This is a genomic window from Halomonas sp. SS10-MC5, from assembly GCF_015992245.1.
GTDB classification, from domain to species: Bacteria; Pseudomonadota; Gammaproteobacteria; order Pseudomonadales; family Halomonadaceae; genus Halomonas; species Halomonas sulfidoxydans.
The window spans coordinates 4,347,611-4,362,298 of the sequence record NZ_CP065435.1; the positions used below are offsets into that span (position 1 = coordinate 4,347,611).

Annotated in this window: 13 protein-coding genes; 8 read left to right on the forward strand and 5 right to left on the reverse strand. The window is 67.4% G+C overall.

Annotation, left to right across the window (positions count from 1 at the left end):
* Positions 1-158 precede the first annotated feature (158 nt).
* Positions 159-1,058 (forward strand): cytochrome c5 family protein, encoded by a 900-nt coding sequence (locus I4484_RS20355; RefSeq protein WP_234283681.1) that lies wholly within the window; start codon positions 159-161, stop codon positions 1,056-1,058.
* Positions 1,059-1,151: 93 nt separating this feature from the next.
* Here the strand turns inward: I4484_RS20355 and rep are convergent, their stop codons facing one another.
* The 4 genes from rep to pyrE are packed head-to-tail and all read right to left on the reverse strand — an operon-like array spanning position 1,152 to position 5,021.
* Positions 1,152-3,203, reverse strand: a complete 2,052-nt coding sequence (gene rep, locus I4484_RS20360; protein ID WP_197448965.1) for a DNA helicase Rep — start codon at positions 3,201-3,203, stop codon at positions 1,152-1,154.
* Positions 3,204-3,208: 5 nt separating this feature from the next.
* Positions 3,209-3,682, reverse strand: a complete 474-nt coding sequence (gene trmL, locus I4484_RS20365) for a tRNA (uridine(34)/cytosine(34)/5-carboxymethylaminomethyluridine(34)-2'-O)-methyltransferase TrmL (RefSeq protein WP_197448966.1) — start codon at positions 3,680-3,682, stop codon at positions 3,209-3,211.
* A 59-nt stretch (positions 3,683-3,741) separates the two neighbouring features.
* The gene (locus I4484_RS20370; RefSeq protein ID WP_197448967.1) at positions 3,742-4,308 is read right to left on the reverse strand and encodes a YfaZ family outer membrane protein; all 567 of its coding nucleotides are present in this window, start codon (positions 4,306-4,308) and stop codon (positions 3,742-3,744) included.
* Between the two features lie 41 nt (positions 4,309-4,349).
* Positions 4,350-5,021, reverse strand: a complete 672-nt coding sequence (gene pyrE, locus I4484_RS20375; RefSeq protein WP_197451136.1) for an orotate phosphoribosyltransferase — start codon at positions 5,019-5,021, stop codon at positions 4,350-4,352.
* A gap of 143 nt (positions 5,022-5,164) precedes the next feature.
* Here pyrE and I4484_RS20380 point away from each other — a divergent pair, with 143 nt between their 5' ends.
* Positions 5,165-5,932, forward strand: coding sequence for an exodeoxyribonuclease III (locus I4484_RS20380; RefSeq protein WP_197448968.1), 768 nt, complete (start codon positions 5,165-5,167; stop codon positions 5,930-5,932).
* A gap of 85 nt (positions 5,933-6,017) precedes the next feature.
* On the opposite strand, the gene rph is transcribed toward I4484_RS20380, so the two are convergent.
* Positions 6,018-6,755 carry a ribonuclease PH gene (gene rph, locus I4484_RS20385; RefSeq protein ID WP_197448969.1) on the reverse strand — a complete coding sequence of 246 codons (738 nt, stop codon included), beginning with the start codon at positions 6,753-6,755 and terminating at the stop codon, positions 6,018-6,020.
* A 167-nt stretch (positions 6,756-6,922) separates the two neighbouring features.
* On the opposite strand from rph, the gene I4484_RS20390 reads away from it, so the two are divergent.
* The 6 genes from I4484_RS20390 to gmk all read left to right on the forward strand — a co-directional run bounded on the left by I4484_RS20390 (position 6,923) and on the right by gmk (position 14,567).
* A complete protein-coding gene (locus I4484_RS20390) occupies positions 6,923-7,801 on the forward strand; it encodes a YicC/YloC family endoribonuclease (RefSeq protein ID WP_197448970.1) in 879 nt (292 codons plus the stop codon).
* Between the two features lie 73 nt (positions 7,802-7,874).
* Positions 7,875-9,593, forward strand: a complete 1,719-nt coding sequence (locus I4484_RS20395) for a transporter substrate-binding domain-containing protein (protein WP_234283680.1) — start codon at positions 7,875-7,877, stop codon at positions 9,591-9,593.
* Positions 9,590-11,008 (forward strand): sigma-54 dependent transcriptional regulator, encoded by a 1,419-nt coding sequence (locus tag I4484_RS20400; protein WP_197448972.1) that lies wholly within the window; start codon positions 9,590-9,592, stop codon positions 11,006-11,008. The genes I4484_RS20395 and I4484_RS20400 overlap by 4 nt, the downstream gene beginning before the upstream one ends.
* A 335-nt stretch (positions 11,009-11,343) precedes the next feature.
* Positions 11,344-12,810, forward strand: coding sequence for a sodium:alanine symporter family protein (locus tag I4484_RS20405; RefSeq protein ID WP_197448973.1), 1,467 nt, complete (start codon positions 11,344-11,346; stop codon positions 12,808-12,810).
* Positions 12,811-12,884: 74 nt separating this feature from the next.
* A complete protein-coding gene (glsB, locus tag I4484_RS20410; protein WP_267956619.1) occupies positions 12,885-13,814 on the forward strand; it encodes a glutaminase B in 930 nt (309 codons plus the stop codon).
* 138 nt (positions 13,815-13,952) lie between these two features.
* Positions 13,953-14,567, forward strand: coding sequence for a guanylate kinase (gene gmk, locus I4484_RS20415; RefSeq protein WP_197448974.1), 615 nt, complete (start codon positions 13,953-13,955; stop codon positions 14,565-14,567).
* The last annotated feature ends 121 nt before the right edge of the window (positions 14,568-14,688 follow it).

The window sequence follows — 14,688 nt, forward strand, 5'->3', positions numbered from 1 at the left end:
GCGCCGAGGGCTCATGCCAAAGGCGTGGGCAACGGCGTTTTCCAGCGGTTTGCGATATCGGTATACTATCGCCCATTGTGTGCATCACGGCGCTCCGGCTGTCGCGTGCCGTCGTCGCCATTAGATTACGATTACAGGACCGTCGAGAGGTGGTGAGAGTGAAATCCAGCAAGCTGATCATGGGGTGTCTGGCCACCCTGGGCCTGGCCGCGGGCGCCGCGTCCGTTCAGGCCGAAGTGGACCGCGATGCCATTGCCGAACGCCTGAAGCCGGTGGGTGAGCTCTGCCTGCAGGGCGAGGAGTGCGGCACGGCCGCTGCCGCCGCGAGCGATTCGGGTGGCGACGGCGCCGTGGATGGCGAAGCCATCTACGGCCAGGTCTGCATGGCGTGTCACGACAGCGGTGCCGCCGGGGCGCCGGTGCGCGGCGAAGAGGATGCCTGGGCCGAGCGCGTCGACAAAGGCTGGGACACGCTGCTGGATCACGCCATCAACGGCTTCAATGCCATGCCGGCGCGTGGCGGCAATCCCAACCTCTCCGACGAGGAAGTCGCCGCCGCGACCGCCCACCTGGTCGACCCGGTGATGGATGTGCCGGAACTAGGTGGCAGTGAAGACGAAGGCGCTGCCGATGAAGAAGCTGCTTCCGACGACGCAGCGGCAGCAGCCGAAGGGGAAGCCGTGACCGAAGAAGGTCCCGTCGAGGAGGACGCCGAAGCCGCCGCCGTGGCGACCGAAGACGCCCCCGCGGACGAAGAGGCCGTCGAGGAAGCGTCTACCGACGAAGAGGCCGCGGGCGACGAGCCCGCCCACGCCGGCATCGACGGCGAGGCGATCTACAACCAGGCCTGCATGGCCTGCCATATGACCGGTGCCGCCGGTGCGCCGCGCCGTGGCGAAGCCGGCGAATGGGAAGGGCGTATCGACCAGGACATCGAGACGCTGTACGACCACGCCATCAACGGCGTCGGCGCCATGCCGCCCAAGGGTGGCAACATGGGACTTTCCGACGACGAGGTGCGTGCCGCCGTGGACTTCCTGGTCGAGCCCGTTAAGTAAGCCGCACTTGCAGGCAAATGAAGTGACGACGGGGCGCCAGATGGCGCCCCGTTTACGTCGGTGGGCAAGAGCCTTCAGCTGTGTAGAGAGCCCTCAGCCCAGCAAAGAGCGCAGCCCGGCGATGGCGTCCTGGCCCCGCGCCTGTTTCTTGTCCGGGTCCTCCTTGTCGGCACGGCCTTCCCACTCCAGGTCGTCCGGCGGCAGCTCGTCGAGGAAGCGACTCGGTGTGCAATCCATCAGTTCGCCGAAGGCCTTGCGCTGGCGCGCGAGCGTCAGCGTCAGCGTACGCCGCGCCCGGGTGATGCCCACGTAGGCCAGGCGGCGCTCCTCCTCCACCGTTCCCGCCTCGATGGCATTGCGGTGGGGCAAGAGCTCCTCCTCGAGTCCCATCAGGTAGACGTGGGGGAACTCGAGCCCCTTGGAGGCGTGCATGGTCAGCAGCTGTACCTTGTCGGTGTCGTCCTCCTCGGCCTGCTGCTCGAGGATATCGCGCAGCACCAGCCGCGAGATGGCCGCCTCGACGTCGTCGGTCTCGGCGCTCTCTTCCGCCTCGATCTCCTCCGGGTCGCGCTTCATCGACTTCTCGAGCTGGTCGATCAGCGTCCAGACGTTGGCCATGCGCCGCTCGGCGATGGTGGGTGCGCTGGCGTTCTGGTAGAGCCACGCCTCGTAGTCCATCTCGTGCAGCATGCCGCGGATCGCCGCCAGGGCGTCGCCCTCGTCCATGCACCGGCGCACGCCATCGATGAAGTGGGTGAAGCGCCCCAGGCGTTCCACCGCTCGCGCCGGCAGCTGCTGCTCCAGGCCCAGCTCATGGCAGGCGTCGAACAGCGAGGCGCCGCGCTCGGTGGCGTAGTTGGCCAGCTTCTCCAGGGTGCCGGGGCCGATCTCGCGGCGCGGCACGTTGACGATGCGCAGGAAGGCGTTGTCGTCGGCCGGGTTGATCAGCAGGCGCAGGTAGGCCATGGCGTCCTTGATCTCGTTGCGCGAGAAGAACGAGGTGCCGCCGGAGAGCTTGTAGGGAATCTGGTAGTGCTGCAGCTTGAGCTCGAGCAGCCGGGCCTGGAAGTTGCCGCGATAGAGCACCGCGAAGTCGCGCCAGGAGGCTGACTCCTTGATGCGTCGGGTGAGGATCTCGCTGGCCACCCGCTCGGCCTCGGCCTCCTCGTGGCGGTTGACCACCACGCGGATCGGCGTCCCCTGGCCCATCTCCGACCACAGGGTCTTCTCGTAGACGTGGGGGTTGTTGGCGATCAGGGTGTTGGCGGCGCGCAGGATGGTGCCGGTGGAACGGTAGTTCTGTTCCAGCTTGATCACGTTGAGCCGCGGGAAGTCCTCGCCCAGGGTCACCAGGTTCTCGGGCCGCGCCCCGCGCCAGGCATAGATCGACTGGTCGTCGTCGCCCACCACGGTGAAGGTCTTGCGCTCCTCCATCAGCAGCTTGACCAACAGGTACTGCGAGACGTTGGTGTCCTGGTACTCGTCCACCAGCATGTAGTGAATCTTGCGCCGCCAGCGCGCCAGCACCTCGGGATTGTCCTTGAGCAGTACCACCGGCAGCAGGATCAGGTCGTCGAAGTCCACCGCGTTGTAGGCCTTGAGGTGGCGCACGTAGGCCTCGTAGACCCGCGCGGCGTACTGTTCGTCCTCATCCACGGCGTGGGACAGCGCCTGGCCCGGCAGCACCAGGTCGTTCTTCCACGCCGAGATCTGGTGCTGCACGGCGTTGATCTGCTCGGCATCGACCTGGGCGTCCTTGTTCATCAGGTCGCGCAGCAGCGCCTTGGCGTCCTCCGGGTCGAACAGCGAGAAGCCCGGCTTGTAGCCCAGCGCCTTGAGCTCGCCGCGAATGATATTGAGTCCCAGGGTGTGGAAGGTCGAGACGGTCAGCCCATGGCCCTCCTTGCCCTTGAGCATCTGCCCCACCCGCTCCTTCATCTCGCGAGCGGCCTTGTTGGTGAAGGTGACGGCGGCGATGCGCCGTGCGCTCATGCCGCACACCTGGACCAGGTAGGCGATCTTGGTGGTGATCACGCTGGTCTTGCCCGAACCGGCGCCGGCCAGCACCAGGCAGGGGCCGTCGATGTAGCGCACGGCCTCCTGCTGGCGCGGATTGAGCTTGGCGAGACGCTGCTGAATGCTCATGGTCGTCACTCGGGTGTCGCCGCGCCGGCGAAGCCTAGCTGGCGCCAGGCCTCGAACACCAGGATGGCGCAGGCGTTGGAGAGATTGAGGCTGCGGCTATTGGGCAGCATGGGGATGCGCAGGCGTTGCTCCGGCGGCAAGGCATCGAGCATCGCCTGTGGCAGGCCACGGGTCTCGGGGCCGAACAGCAGGGTATCGCCGGGACGGTAGCTCGGTTCATGGTAGCCGGTGCGACCGCGGGTCGAGACGGCGAAGACACGCTCCGGTTTCACGGCTTCGACGAAGGCCGCCCAGCCGCGGTGTACGCTGACGGCGGCCCACTCGTGATAGTCGAGCCCGGCGCGGCGCAGGCGCTTGTCGTCGAGCACGAAGCCCAGTGGCTCGATCAGGTGCAGGCGAAAACCGCTGTTAGCACAGAGCCGGATCAGGTTGCCGGTGTTGGGCGGGATCTCGGGTTCAAACAGCACGACGTCGAGCATGGCGGCCTGCCTGGGAGCGCTGGCGGGCCCCATCGGGGCCCGCCGGTACGGCGAGTCGATCAGAAGCTCAGGCGGACCCCGACCTGGGCGCCACGGTCCAGCGTACGGCTGCCGTGGCGGTTGTCGAAGTCGGCCGCCGCCTGGCGCAGGCCGACGTAGCCGTCGACGTTGGGGGTAAAGGCGTAGCGCGCACGCACGCCCACCTCGTAGCCGTCGTCCAGATCTCCGCTGGTCACCGCGCCGGGGGTATAGAAACCGTAGCCGCCCAGCGAAACGTCCGGCGCCTGCGGCAGGTAGACATAGCCGTAGCCACCCAGGCCCACACCGCCGCCGTTGCCGTAGTCGGTATCGAACTGGGTCCAGCGCGCGCCGATGCCCACGTCGCGATCGCGGTTGCGCTGAACGCCCAGCAACTGGGCATGGTAGATGGTGGCGTCCTCGCGATACTCGCTGTTGATCACGCCGCCCCCCAGGGCCACGCCCTGGGTGATCTCGCCGGCGGCTTCGAACTGCATGGCATCGGCGCCGAGGTTGAGATCCAGGCTGCCGGCGGCGTGGGCGCCGCTGGCGGCAAATACGATACCCGAGACCAGGGCGGCCCTGGCGAACTGTCCGAGCGTATTCATCGATGACTCCTTGCTCACTGCGCGCATAACGTGACTGAACATCAACCGGTTGCGACGCCATAGCGCGCGCGATAGTCGCGAATGGCGGCCGCATGTCCGCGAAACTCTTCGCTGGCCTGCTGCTCGAGATAGGCCAGCACCATGTCCAGCGTGACGATGCTGATGACGGGCATGCCGTAGCGCGATTCGACCTCCTGAATGGCGCTCTGGCTCTTGATTTTGCCCCCTTCCTGGCCGCGTTCCTGGCGATCGAGCGCAATCACCACGCCTGCCGCCTCGGCCCCGGCGGCCTCGATCAGCGCCATCACCTCGCGAATGGCGGTACCCGCGGTGATCACGTCGTCGATGATCAGGATGCGCCCGGCCAGCTCGGCACCGACGATGTTGCCGCCCTCGCCGTGGTCCTTCGCCTCCTTGCGATTGAAGGCGAACGGCAGGTCGCGGCCGTACTGTTCGGCCAGCGCCACCGCCGTCGTGGCCGCCAGCGGGATGCCCTTGTAGGCGGGGCCGAACAGCACGTCGAAGCCCACGCCGCTGGCCTGGATGGCATTGGCGTAGAAGCGCCCCAGCCGCGCCAGGGCGCCGCCGCTGCGGAACAGGCCGGCATTGAAGAAATAGGGGCTGACACGACCCGACTTGAGGGTGAACTCGCCGAACTTCAGCACGCCTTGTTCGATGGCGAACTCGATGAACTCACGCTGATAGGCATGCATGCTGGCCGACACGGCGCTCCCCCTGCTATTCATAGGCTCCAAGGAAGGAAATTGCGTGTATTACCACGAATATCCATGCGGGCCATTTACCCAAACGTCGAAACGTCGGGTATCATACACGCGCGACGTCAAAGGGACCATGTATGAAAATTGCCACCATCAATGTCAACGGAATCCGCGAGGCCGTCGGGCGAGGCTTCCTCGACTGGCTGGCTGGGCAGGACGCCGATGTCATCTGCGTCCAGAACCTCAAGGCCAAGAGCTTCGAGCTGGATGACAGCATCCTCTACCCGGAGGGCTACGAGGGCTATTTCCTGGATGCCGAGGAAGACGGCTTCTCCGGCGTGGGGCTCTACTGCCGCAAGATTCCCAAGGCGATCATGTACGGGCTGGGCTTCCCCCAGTGCGACCACGAGGCGCGCTTCCTGCAGGCCGACTACGACCGCTTCAGCATCGCCAGTTTCCTGATGCCCGACGGCAGCGACTACGCCGCCAAGCAGGCGTTCATGGCTCAGTACCAGGAATACCTGAACAAGATGGCGCGCAAGCGTCGCGAGTACATCATCTGCGGCACCTGGCACATCGCCCACAAGACCGTCGACCTGGAGAACTGGGCCGACAACCAGGCCACGCCGGGCTTCAAGCCCGAGGAGCGCGCCTGGATGGACCAGGTGTTCGGCCCCACCGGCTTCATCGACACCTTCCGCGAGGTCAACCGCGACGCCGGCGAGTACACCTGGTGGCCCAAGCTCGACCAGGAAGTGCCGCGCTCGCGCCAGGAAGGCTGGCGGATCGACTACCAGATCGTCGGCCCCAACCTGCGCCGCCACGTGGTCGACGCCTGGATCGACTACGACGCCACCTTCAGCGAGTTCGCCCCGCTGTTCGTCGAGTACGACCTGACGCTGTAAGCGCCACCCTTTCGTCGCGGCCCGGCTCGGGCTGCATTGCGCCGGCCTTTGAGCCGGCGCTATGCGTTTCACCCTGGGAATGATCTCAGCGGCGAATGCCCAGTGCCTCGCGCTGGTGCTCGAAGAGCTCGGCCCCGGCATTTTCGGCCAGCTCCAGCATGGCGTTGAGCTGCTCGCGGGAGAACACCCCCGCCTCGGCGGTACCCTGCACCTCGATCAGCCCGCCCGATTCGGCCATGACCACGTTCATGTCGGTCTCGGCGCCGCTGTCCTCGTGGTAGTCGAGGTCGACCACCGCCACGCCCTTGTAGAGTCCCACCGAGACCGAGCTGACCAGTTGCTGGAAGGGATCGCCCTTGATCAGCTTCTTGCGCTGCAGGTAGCGGATGGCATCCACCAGCGCCACGCAGCCGCCGGTGATCGAGGCGGTGCGCGTGCCGCCGTCGGCCTGGATCACGTCGCAGTCCACGGTGACGGTGAATTCGCCCAGCTTCTTCAGGTTCACCGCGGCACGCAGCGAACGGCCGATCAGGCGCTGAATCTCCAGCGTGCGCCCGCCCTGCTTGCCGCGGGTCGCCTCGCGGCCGCCGCGGGTATGGGTGGCACGCGGCAGCATGCCGTACTCGGCGGTGACCCAGCCCTGCCCCTTGCCACGCAGCCAGCGCGGCACGCCGGCCTCGACGCTGGCGTTGCACAGCACCTTGGTGTCGCCGAACTCCACCAGCACGGAGCCTTCGGCGTGGCGCGTGTAGTCGCGGGTCAGGCGGATCTCGCGGGACTGGTCGGGGCGCCGCCCGCTCGGGCGTGAGGGTTGGGAAGCCATGGTACCTCTCGAAAGACGAAGAACGATCGGGACGATGTCGCGGCATCGGCGAGGCATCGAATGGCTGGCCATTCTACACGGTCGGGCCGGGGAATCGGTTACACTCCTTGTCCGAGATGTCGCCGGGCTGGCCGGCAACGGCGCAGCCGATCGAACGAGGAGTCGCCATGGTCGCCCATAGCAAGGTACACAGCATGACCGCCTTTGCCCGTCAGAGCCGCGAAGGCGACTGGGGCAGCCTGCAACTGGAGCTGCGTTCGGTGAACCAGCGCTACCTGGAGCCCTTCTTCCGGCTGCCCGAGGCGCTGCGCGACCTCGAGCCCGCCTTTCGCGAGGCGCTGCGCACGCGCCTGGCGCGCGGCAAGGTGGAGTGCCACCTGCGCTTCGAACCCACCGATATCAGCGAGACCCTGGCCGTCAACCACACCCGGCTGGTCGCGCTGGCCGCAGCGCTGGGCGAGATTCGCGAGGCGCTGCCCCAGGTCGCCATGCCCGATGCCCTCTCGCTGCTCGACCACCCCGGCGTGCTCGACGCCCAGGGGGTCGACCTGGACGCGGTGAAGGCGGAGGCCACGGCACTGTTCGAGACCGCCCTCGACGAACTGATCGAGGCCCGCGCGCGCGAAGGCGACAAGCTCGCCGCGCTGATTCGCGAGCGCCTGGCCGGCGTGGGCGAGCAGGTCGCCGAGGTGCGCCGGCTGATGCCCGAGATCCTCGAGCGCCAGCGCGCCCTGCTGCTGGAGCGGCTCGAGGCGGTCAAGGCCGAGCTCGAACCCCAGCGCCTGGAGGCCGAGCTGGTCTTGCTCGCCCAGAAGGCCGACGTCGACGAGGAGCTCGACCGGCTCGAGACCCATGTCGGCGAGGTGGCGCGCCAGCTCGACCAGAAGGGCCCCAAGGGGCGCCGCCTCGACTTCCTGATGCAGGAGCTCAACCGCGAGGCCAACACCCTCTCCTCCAAGTCGGCGGTGGCCAGCACCACCCGCTGCGCGGTGGAGCTCAAGGTGCTGATCGAGCAGATGAGAGAACAGATCCAGAATATCGAGTAACACGACCATGAAGGCGAGCCGTTCGCGGCCCTGTCGAAGGCTATCTTCCAGCGCCAAGGGGTGGATGCGGCTTATGGCACTGGCCGCCTGCCTCGCCGTGCCCGTGTCGGGCTGGGGGCAGGCCGAGACGGACGCTGCCGATGCCGACGGGGAAGTGATCGTCGTCGGCGGCGATCACTACCACCCGCCCTATGAGTTCCTCGACGAGGATGGCGAGCCGGCCGGCTACAACGTGGAGCTGACCCGGGCCATCGCCGAGGTGATGGGCATCGAGGTGCGCATCGAGCTGAAGCCGTGGAGCGAGGTGCGCCGCGGGCTGGAGCAGGGCGAGATCGACATCCTGCAGGGCATGTCCTACTCCGAGGCGCGTTCCGCGCAGTTCGACTTCGCGCCCCCTCACGCCATCGTCCACCAGTCGATCTTCGCCCGCCGCGGCGACCCGGTGGTGGAGGTCGAGGCGCTGCGCGGCAAGGAGGTGATCGTCCAGCGCGGCGACATCATGCACGACTACCTGATCGAGCATGACATCGACGCCAAGGTGATCCCCGTCGATACCCATGCCGATGCGCTCAGGGCCCTGGCCGCCGGCCAGCACGACTACGCCCTGGTCGCCAACCTGCCGGCGCTCTACCTCAGCCGCGAGCTGGGGCTGACCAACCTGGTGCCGGTGGCGCGACCCTTCGCGCTGCGCTACGGCTACGCGGTGCGCCAGGGCGACGCCAACCTGCTGGCCAAGTTCAGCGAGGGGCTGGCCATCCTCAAGAACACCGGCCGTCACCAGGCGATCTACGACAAGTGGCTGGGGCCGCTGGAGGGCCGCGAGGGCATTCCGTGGCAGAAGGTCGGTCAGGTCGGCGCGGCGCTCTCCGCGCTGCTGCTGCTGATCCTGGGGGCCATCGTGGTGTGGAACCGCATGCTCAAGCGCGAGGTGGCGGCGCGCACCGCGGAGCTGCGCCAGCACCAGCAGCAGCTGATCCAGGCCGACAAGATGGCCTCGCTCGGCGTGCTCGTCTCGGGCGTGGCCCACGAGATCAACAACCCCAGCAGCCTGCTGCTGCTCAACCTGCCGGTGCTGCGCGAGGCCTGGGACGACGCCGAGCCGATCCTCGAGGCACACTACCGTGCCCATGGCGACTTCCCGTTCGGCGGGCTGCCCTACTCGCGCATGCGCGAGGAGATCCCCGGCATGCTCGACGACATGCAGGAGGGCACGCGGCGCATCAAGCGCATCGTCGGCGACCTCAAGGACTTCGCCCGCCAGGGCGGCGACGAGCCGGCCGACACCGTCGACCTCAATGCGGTGGTGGCCACCGCCGTGCGCCTGGTCGACAACTCGATCCGCCAGGCGACCGGCCGCTTCGAGGTCCAGTATGCCGACGACCTGCCGCCCCTCGCGGGCAACGCCCAGCGCATCGAGCAGGTGGTGATCAACCTGGTGCTCAACGCCTGCCAGGCGCTGGAGCGGCCCACCCAGGGCATTCGCCTCACCACCCGCCACGCTCGCGCCGAGGGGCGGGTGCTGCTGGAGGTGTGCGACGAGGGCCGCGGCATCGCCCCCGAGGCCATGCACCGGCTGACCGACCCCTTCTTCACCACCCGCCGCGAGTGTGGCGGCACCGGCCTGGGCCTGTCCGTCTCCGCCGGCATCGTCAGCGAGCACCAGGGGGGGCTGACCTTCGACTCCCAGCCCGGCCGCGGCACCCGGGTGATCCTGTCGCTGCCGGCCGCGAAGCCCGGCGCGGCGACGCCCGATGCTACGCCGCTTCGACAGCAGGAGCCAGACACGCCATGACGCAGAGCCTCTACCCCGCCTTCGGTGTGCTGCTCGTCGACGACGAGCCCTCCTTCCTGCGCAGCCTGGGCATCGCCCTGGAGCGCAGCGGGGGGATCAACCATATCCACCGCTGCCATGACAGTCGCGAGGTCATGGAGATCCTGGCGCGGGAGAACATCGGCCTGGTGACCCTCGACCTGACCATGCCCCACCTGTCGGGGGAGGAGCTGCTGGCGCGCATCGTCGAGGAGTACCCCGACGTCGGCGTCATCGTGGTGAGCGGTCTCAACCAGGTGGAAAGCGCCGTCAGCTGCATCAAGCTCGGCGCCTTCGACTACTTCGTCAAGACCGACGAGGAGAGCCGCCTGGTCGAGGGCATCCGCCGCGCCATCCGTCTGCAGGAGCTGCGCCAGGAGAACCAGGCGCTGCGCCGGCGCGTGCTCGACGACACCCTGGAGCGGCCCGAGGCCTTCGCCCACATCGTCACCGCCGACAAGGGCATGCGCGCGGTCTTCCAGTACCTGGAGTCGGTGGCGCTGACCCAGCAGCCGATCCTGATCTCCGGCGAGAGCGGCGTGGGCAAGGAGCTGATCGCCAAGGCGGCGCATACCCTGAGCGGTCGTCGGGGGCCGCTGGTCTGCGTCAACGTGGCGGGGCTCGACGACAACGTCTTCGCCGATACCCTGTTCGGCCATCAGCGCGGCGCCTTCACCGGCGCCGAGCAGCCGCGCGCCGGGATGATCGAGCAGGCCGCGGGCGGCACGCTGCTGCTCGACGAGATCGGCGATCTCAGCCTGGCCTCCCAGGTCAAGCTGCTGCGCCTGCTCCAGGAGGGCGAGTACTACCCGCTGGGCAGCGACCGGCCCAAGCGCCTCCAGGCCCGCGTGGTGGTGGCCACGCACCACGACCTGGCCGAGAAGCAGCGCGCGGGCACCTTCCGCAAGGATCTCTACTACCGCCTGCGCACGCATCAGGTGCATATCCCCCCGCTGCGCCAGCGCAAGCAGGACATTGCCCTGCTGCTGGACCACTTCCTCGCCGAGGCGGCCGCGGAACTTGGCAAGGGCAAGCCGAGCTATCCGCCGGAGCTTGCCGTGCTGCTGGGCAACTACGCCTTCCCCGGCAACGTGCGCGAACTGCGCGCCATGGCCTACGATGCCATGAGCCAGCACCGCAGCCGCACGCTCTCCATGGCGGCCTTCAAGCGCGCCATCGACCAGGCACGCGGGGACGAGGCCCCTCTCCACCACCGTCAGCGGGCCGTGTTCGCACCCGACGAACCGCTGCCGACGCTGGACGAGGTGGCCGACCTGCTGGTGGAGGAGGCGATGCAGCGCGCCGAAGGCAACCAGACCATGGCCTCGCGCTGGCTGGGCATCTCGCAGCCGGCGCTGAGCAAGCGGCTGAAGAAACGGCGCGACGAAGGGGCATAACCTTTTTCATGTCGATAACCAAGGTTATGGTCGCGGCAACTTATTGAATCCTTTGTCTTTTTCACGACTTTCAGGGCTATTCGGCGCGCTGGAGGTTATACCGCTTTAGCGACACCCGCCCGACCATCCCTCTGCTTTTTCCTTTTTCGACAGCCAGTTAAGCAAACCGCAAAGCTGGCATGGGTCTTGCGTTGAATAGCCCCGCCTGCCCCCGGCGGGCCATGTCGACAAACGCAAGCAAGAGGTTCTCCCATGCCAAGAACAACGACTCACGCGGCCCTCGAACGGCCGGCATCGCTTATTGCCCCGCTCGCCACCAACCGGGGGAGCGCGTCATGCTTGATCTGATCAACGACCTCCTTTGGGGCAAGGTACTCATCACCCTGCTCCTCGCCGTCGGCATCGGCTTCACGCTCGCTTCACGCTTCGTGCAGTTTCGCCATTTCGGCCGCATGTTCCGCATTCTCGGCGCCGGCCATGCCTTCAAGCGCGACAAGCACGGTCACCTGAGTTCCTTCCAGGCCCTGCTGCTCTCGGTAGCGGGGCGTGTCGGTGGCGGCAACATCGCCGGTGTCGCGGTCGCCATCACCCTGGGCGGCCCCGGTGCGATCTTCTGGATGTGGGTGGTTGGCCTGATGGGCATGGCCACCAGCTACCTGGAGTGCACCCTGGCACAGGCCTACAAGACCGCCCAGCCCGACGGCACCTATCGCGGCGGTCCGGCCTACTACATCGTTCACGGCCTCGGCCAGCGCTGGCACTGGTTGGCGGCGCTCTACTCGGTGCTGCTGCTGGTTACCTTCGGCTTCGGCTTTACCGCCCTGCAGTCCTATGCGGTGGCTACCTCCTTCAACGATGCCTTCGGTGTACCGGTCGTCTACTCCGGCATCGGCATGGCCCTGGTCGTGGGACTCATCGTCTTCGGCGGGATCAAGCGCATCGCCCGGGTGACGGAAGTGCTGGTTCCCGTCATGGCGCTCGGCTACATCCTGATCGCCCTCGTCGTTCTGGGCCTCAATTTTGCCCGGATACCCGAGGCCATCCTGCTGATCGTCAACAGCGCCTTCGGCCTCGAGCAAGCCGTCGGTGGCGGCATCGGCGCGGCCATCATGATGGGGGTCAAGCGTGGCCTGTTCTCCAACGAGGCGGGACTCGGCAGCGCCCCCAACGTCGCCGCCGTGGCCTACGTCCCGCACCCGGCCAACCAGGGCATCGTGCAGGCCTTCTCGGTGTTCATCGACACCCTGATCATCTGCTCGGCCACGGCCTTGATCATCCTGCTCAGCGGCGCCTACGATCCCGCCGCCGGCGTCGATATCGGCGGCGTGGCGCTGACCCAGACGGCCCTGGCCGACCATGTGGGCGAATGGGGGCGAAGCTTCGTCAGCGTGGCGCTGCTGCTGTTCGGCTTCAGCACCATTCTCTACAACTACTATTTGGGCGAGAACAGCCTCAACTTCTTCAGCGAGGGTAACGTCACGCTGTTCAATGCGTTCCGTGTCGCGATCATCGGCCTGTGCACCTGGGGCGCGCTCACCGACCTGGGCACGGTGTTCGCCTTCGCCGACGTGACCATGGGCCTGCTCGCCGTGGCTAACCTGGTGGGCCTGATCATGCTGTTCAAGCCGGGACTGCGCATCATGCGCGACTACGACGAGCAACTGCGTGCCGGCATTCCCCACCCGGTCTTCGATGCCGCACGGTTCAGCGATCTCAATATCGATCCGGCGGCCTGGGACATCGAACCCGAGGATCGTCAGCGTCTCGAACAGGAGCGGGCGGCCTCTCTCGCCACCAACTGAGGCTCAGCGACCCGCTCCCGCTATCGGCCCGGTCGCGCCTGTCGTCGCCGGGCCGGTTCGCTGGAGGGCACCCATTGAGTAAAGCGACTATACAGCAGTGGCTAGAGGAGATCGCCGCTAGCGCCCGCCAGCGCCTTGACGAGGGTCGCGTCGCCGATTACATACCGGCGTTGGCGCAGCGCAACCCCAACCGGTTCGGTATCGCCGTCTGCACGACCAGCGGCGAAACCTACGCTGCGGGGGATGCCCGCGAGCCGTTCTCGATCCAGAGCATCGCCAAGGTGCTGCTGCTCACCCTCGCCCTGCGCACCCACGGCGAGGCGCTGTGGCAGCGGGTCGGGCTCAACCCGTCGGGCATGCCGTTCAACTCCCTGGCCCAGCTCGAGGCGGAGCGGGGCAAGCCGCGCAACCCGTTCATCAACGCCGGCGCCATTGCGGTGACGGATCGCCTGGTCAGCGCCTTCGCCACACCGGACAAGCATCTGCAGGACGTCGCCCGGCGGCTGGCGGGCAACGCTTCGATCCTGATCGATGACGAGGTGCTGGAGTCGGAGTGGCAGCACCGTTCGCGCAACGCCGCCATGGCCTACCTGATGAAGGCGTTCGGCAACCTCGACAACGACGTCGACGCGGTGCTGCGCTGCTATTTCTCCAGCTGCGCGCTGGCCATGAGCTGCGTGGACCTGGCCGTCGCCCTGAACTTTCTGGCGGCCGAAGGCGAGGCCCGCGCCATCGGTCAACGCTTCGTCTCGCCGGGGCTGGCACGGCGGGTCAACGCGATCATGACCACCTGTGGCATGTACGACGCCGCCGGCGACTTCGCCTACCGCGTCGGGCTGCCGGCCAAGAGCGGTGTCGGCGGCGGCATCGTCGCGGTCGTGCCGGGCCGCATGACGGTCTGCGCCTGGGCGCCGGCGCTCGACGACAGCGGCAACTCGGTGGCCGCCCAGCACGCCCTGGAGCTGTTCGCCGAGCAGCTCGACGCCCGGCTGTCGACGGCATGAGACGCCGGCACGGTTTGCACCTCGCCCCATGACGCGCCCTCGGCCGGGCGGGTATACTGTCCCGCTCGAATGCGCAGCCATGGCGCTCGCCCCCCTTTGCCTCGTGCGAACGGGGGCATTTGCGATCCGGAGCCCGATATGTCCCAAGGTACGCTTTTCATCGTTTCCGCGCCCTCCGGCGCCGGCAAGACCACCCTGGTGCGCGAACTGATCGAGAGCCTCGACGGCATCCAGGTCTCGGTGTCGCATACCACCCGCCCCCGTCGTCGCGGCGAGGTGGACGGCGTCAACTACCACTTCGTGGAGGTCGACGAATTCCAGGCGATGATCGCGCGCGGCGAGTTCTTCGAGTACGCCCGGGTATTCGACAACTTCTACGGCACCTCGCGGCCAGCGGTGGAAGCGCTGCTCGAGGCCGGCCAGGACGTGATCCTCGAGATCGACTGGCAAGGCGCGCGCCAGGTCCGCGAACAGCTGCCCGAGGCGGTGTCGATCTTCATCCTGCCGCCGTCGCGGGACGAGCTCGAGCGGCGCCTGGCCAGCCGCGGCACCGACGAGCACGCCACCATCGCCCGGCGCATGCGCGACGCCGTCAGCGAGATGTCGCACTACGACGAGTACGACTACCTGGTGATCAACGACGACTTCACCACCGCCCTGCGCGAGCTGCAGTCGCTGGTGATCGGCCGGCGCCTGAGCCTGGCCCGGGTGCAGGAGAGCCATGGCCCACTGCTGGCGGCGCTATTGTCGTAGTCAGCCGCGGGCGCTCGTCATGGCCCCGGCCGACACCGCCAGGCCAGGCCCTTCCCGCTGCGGGCGCTTGTCACGGCAGCCGAACGTCGAGTAATCTAGTCTGTCCTGTTCCACCCGGATT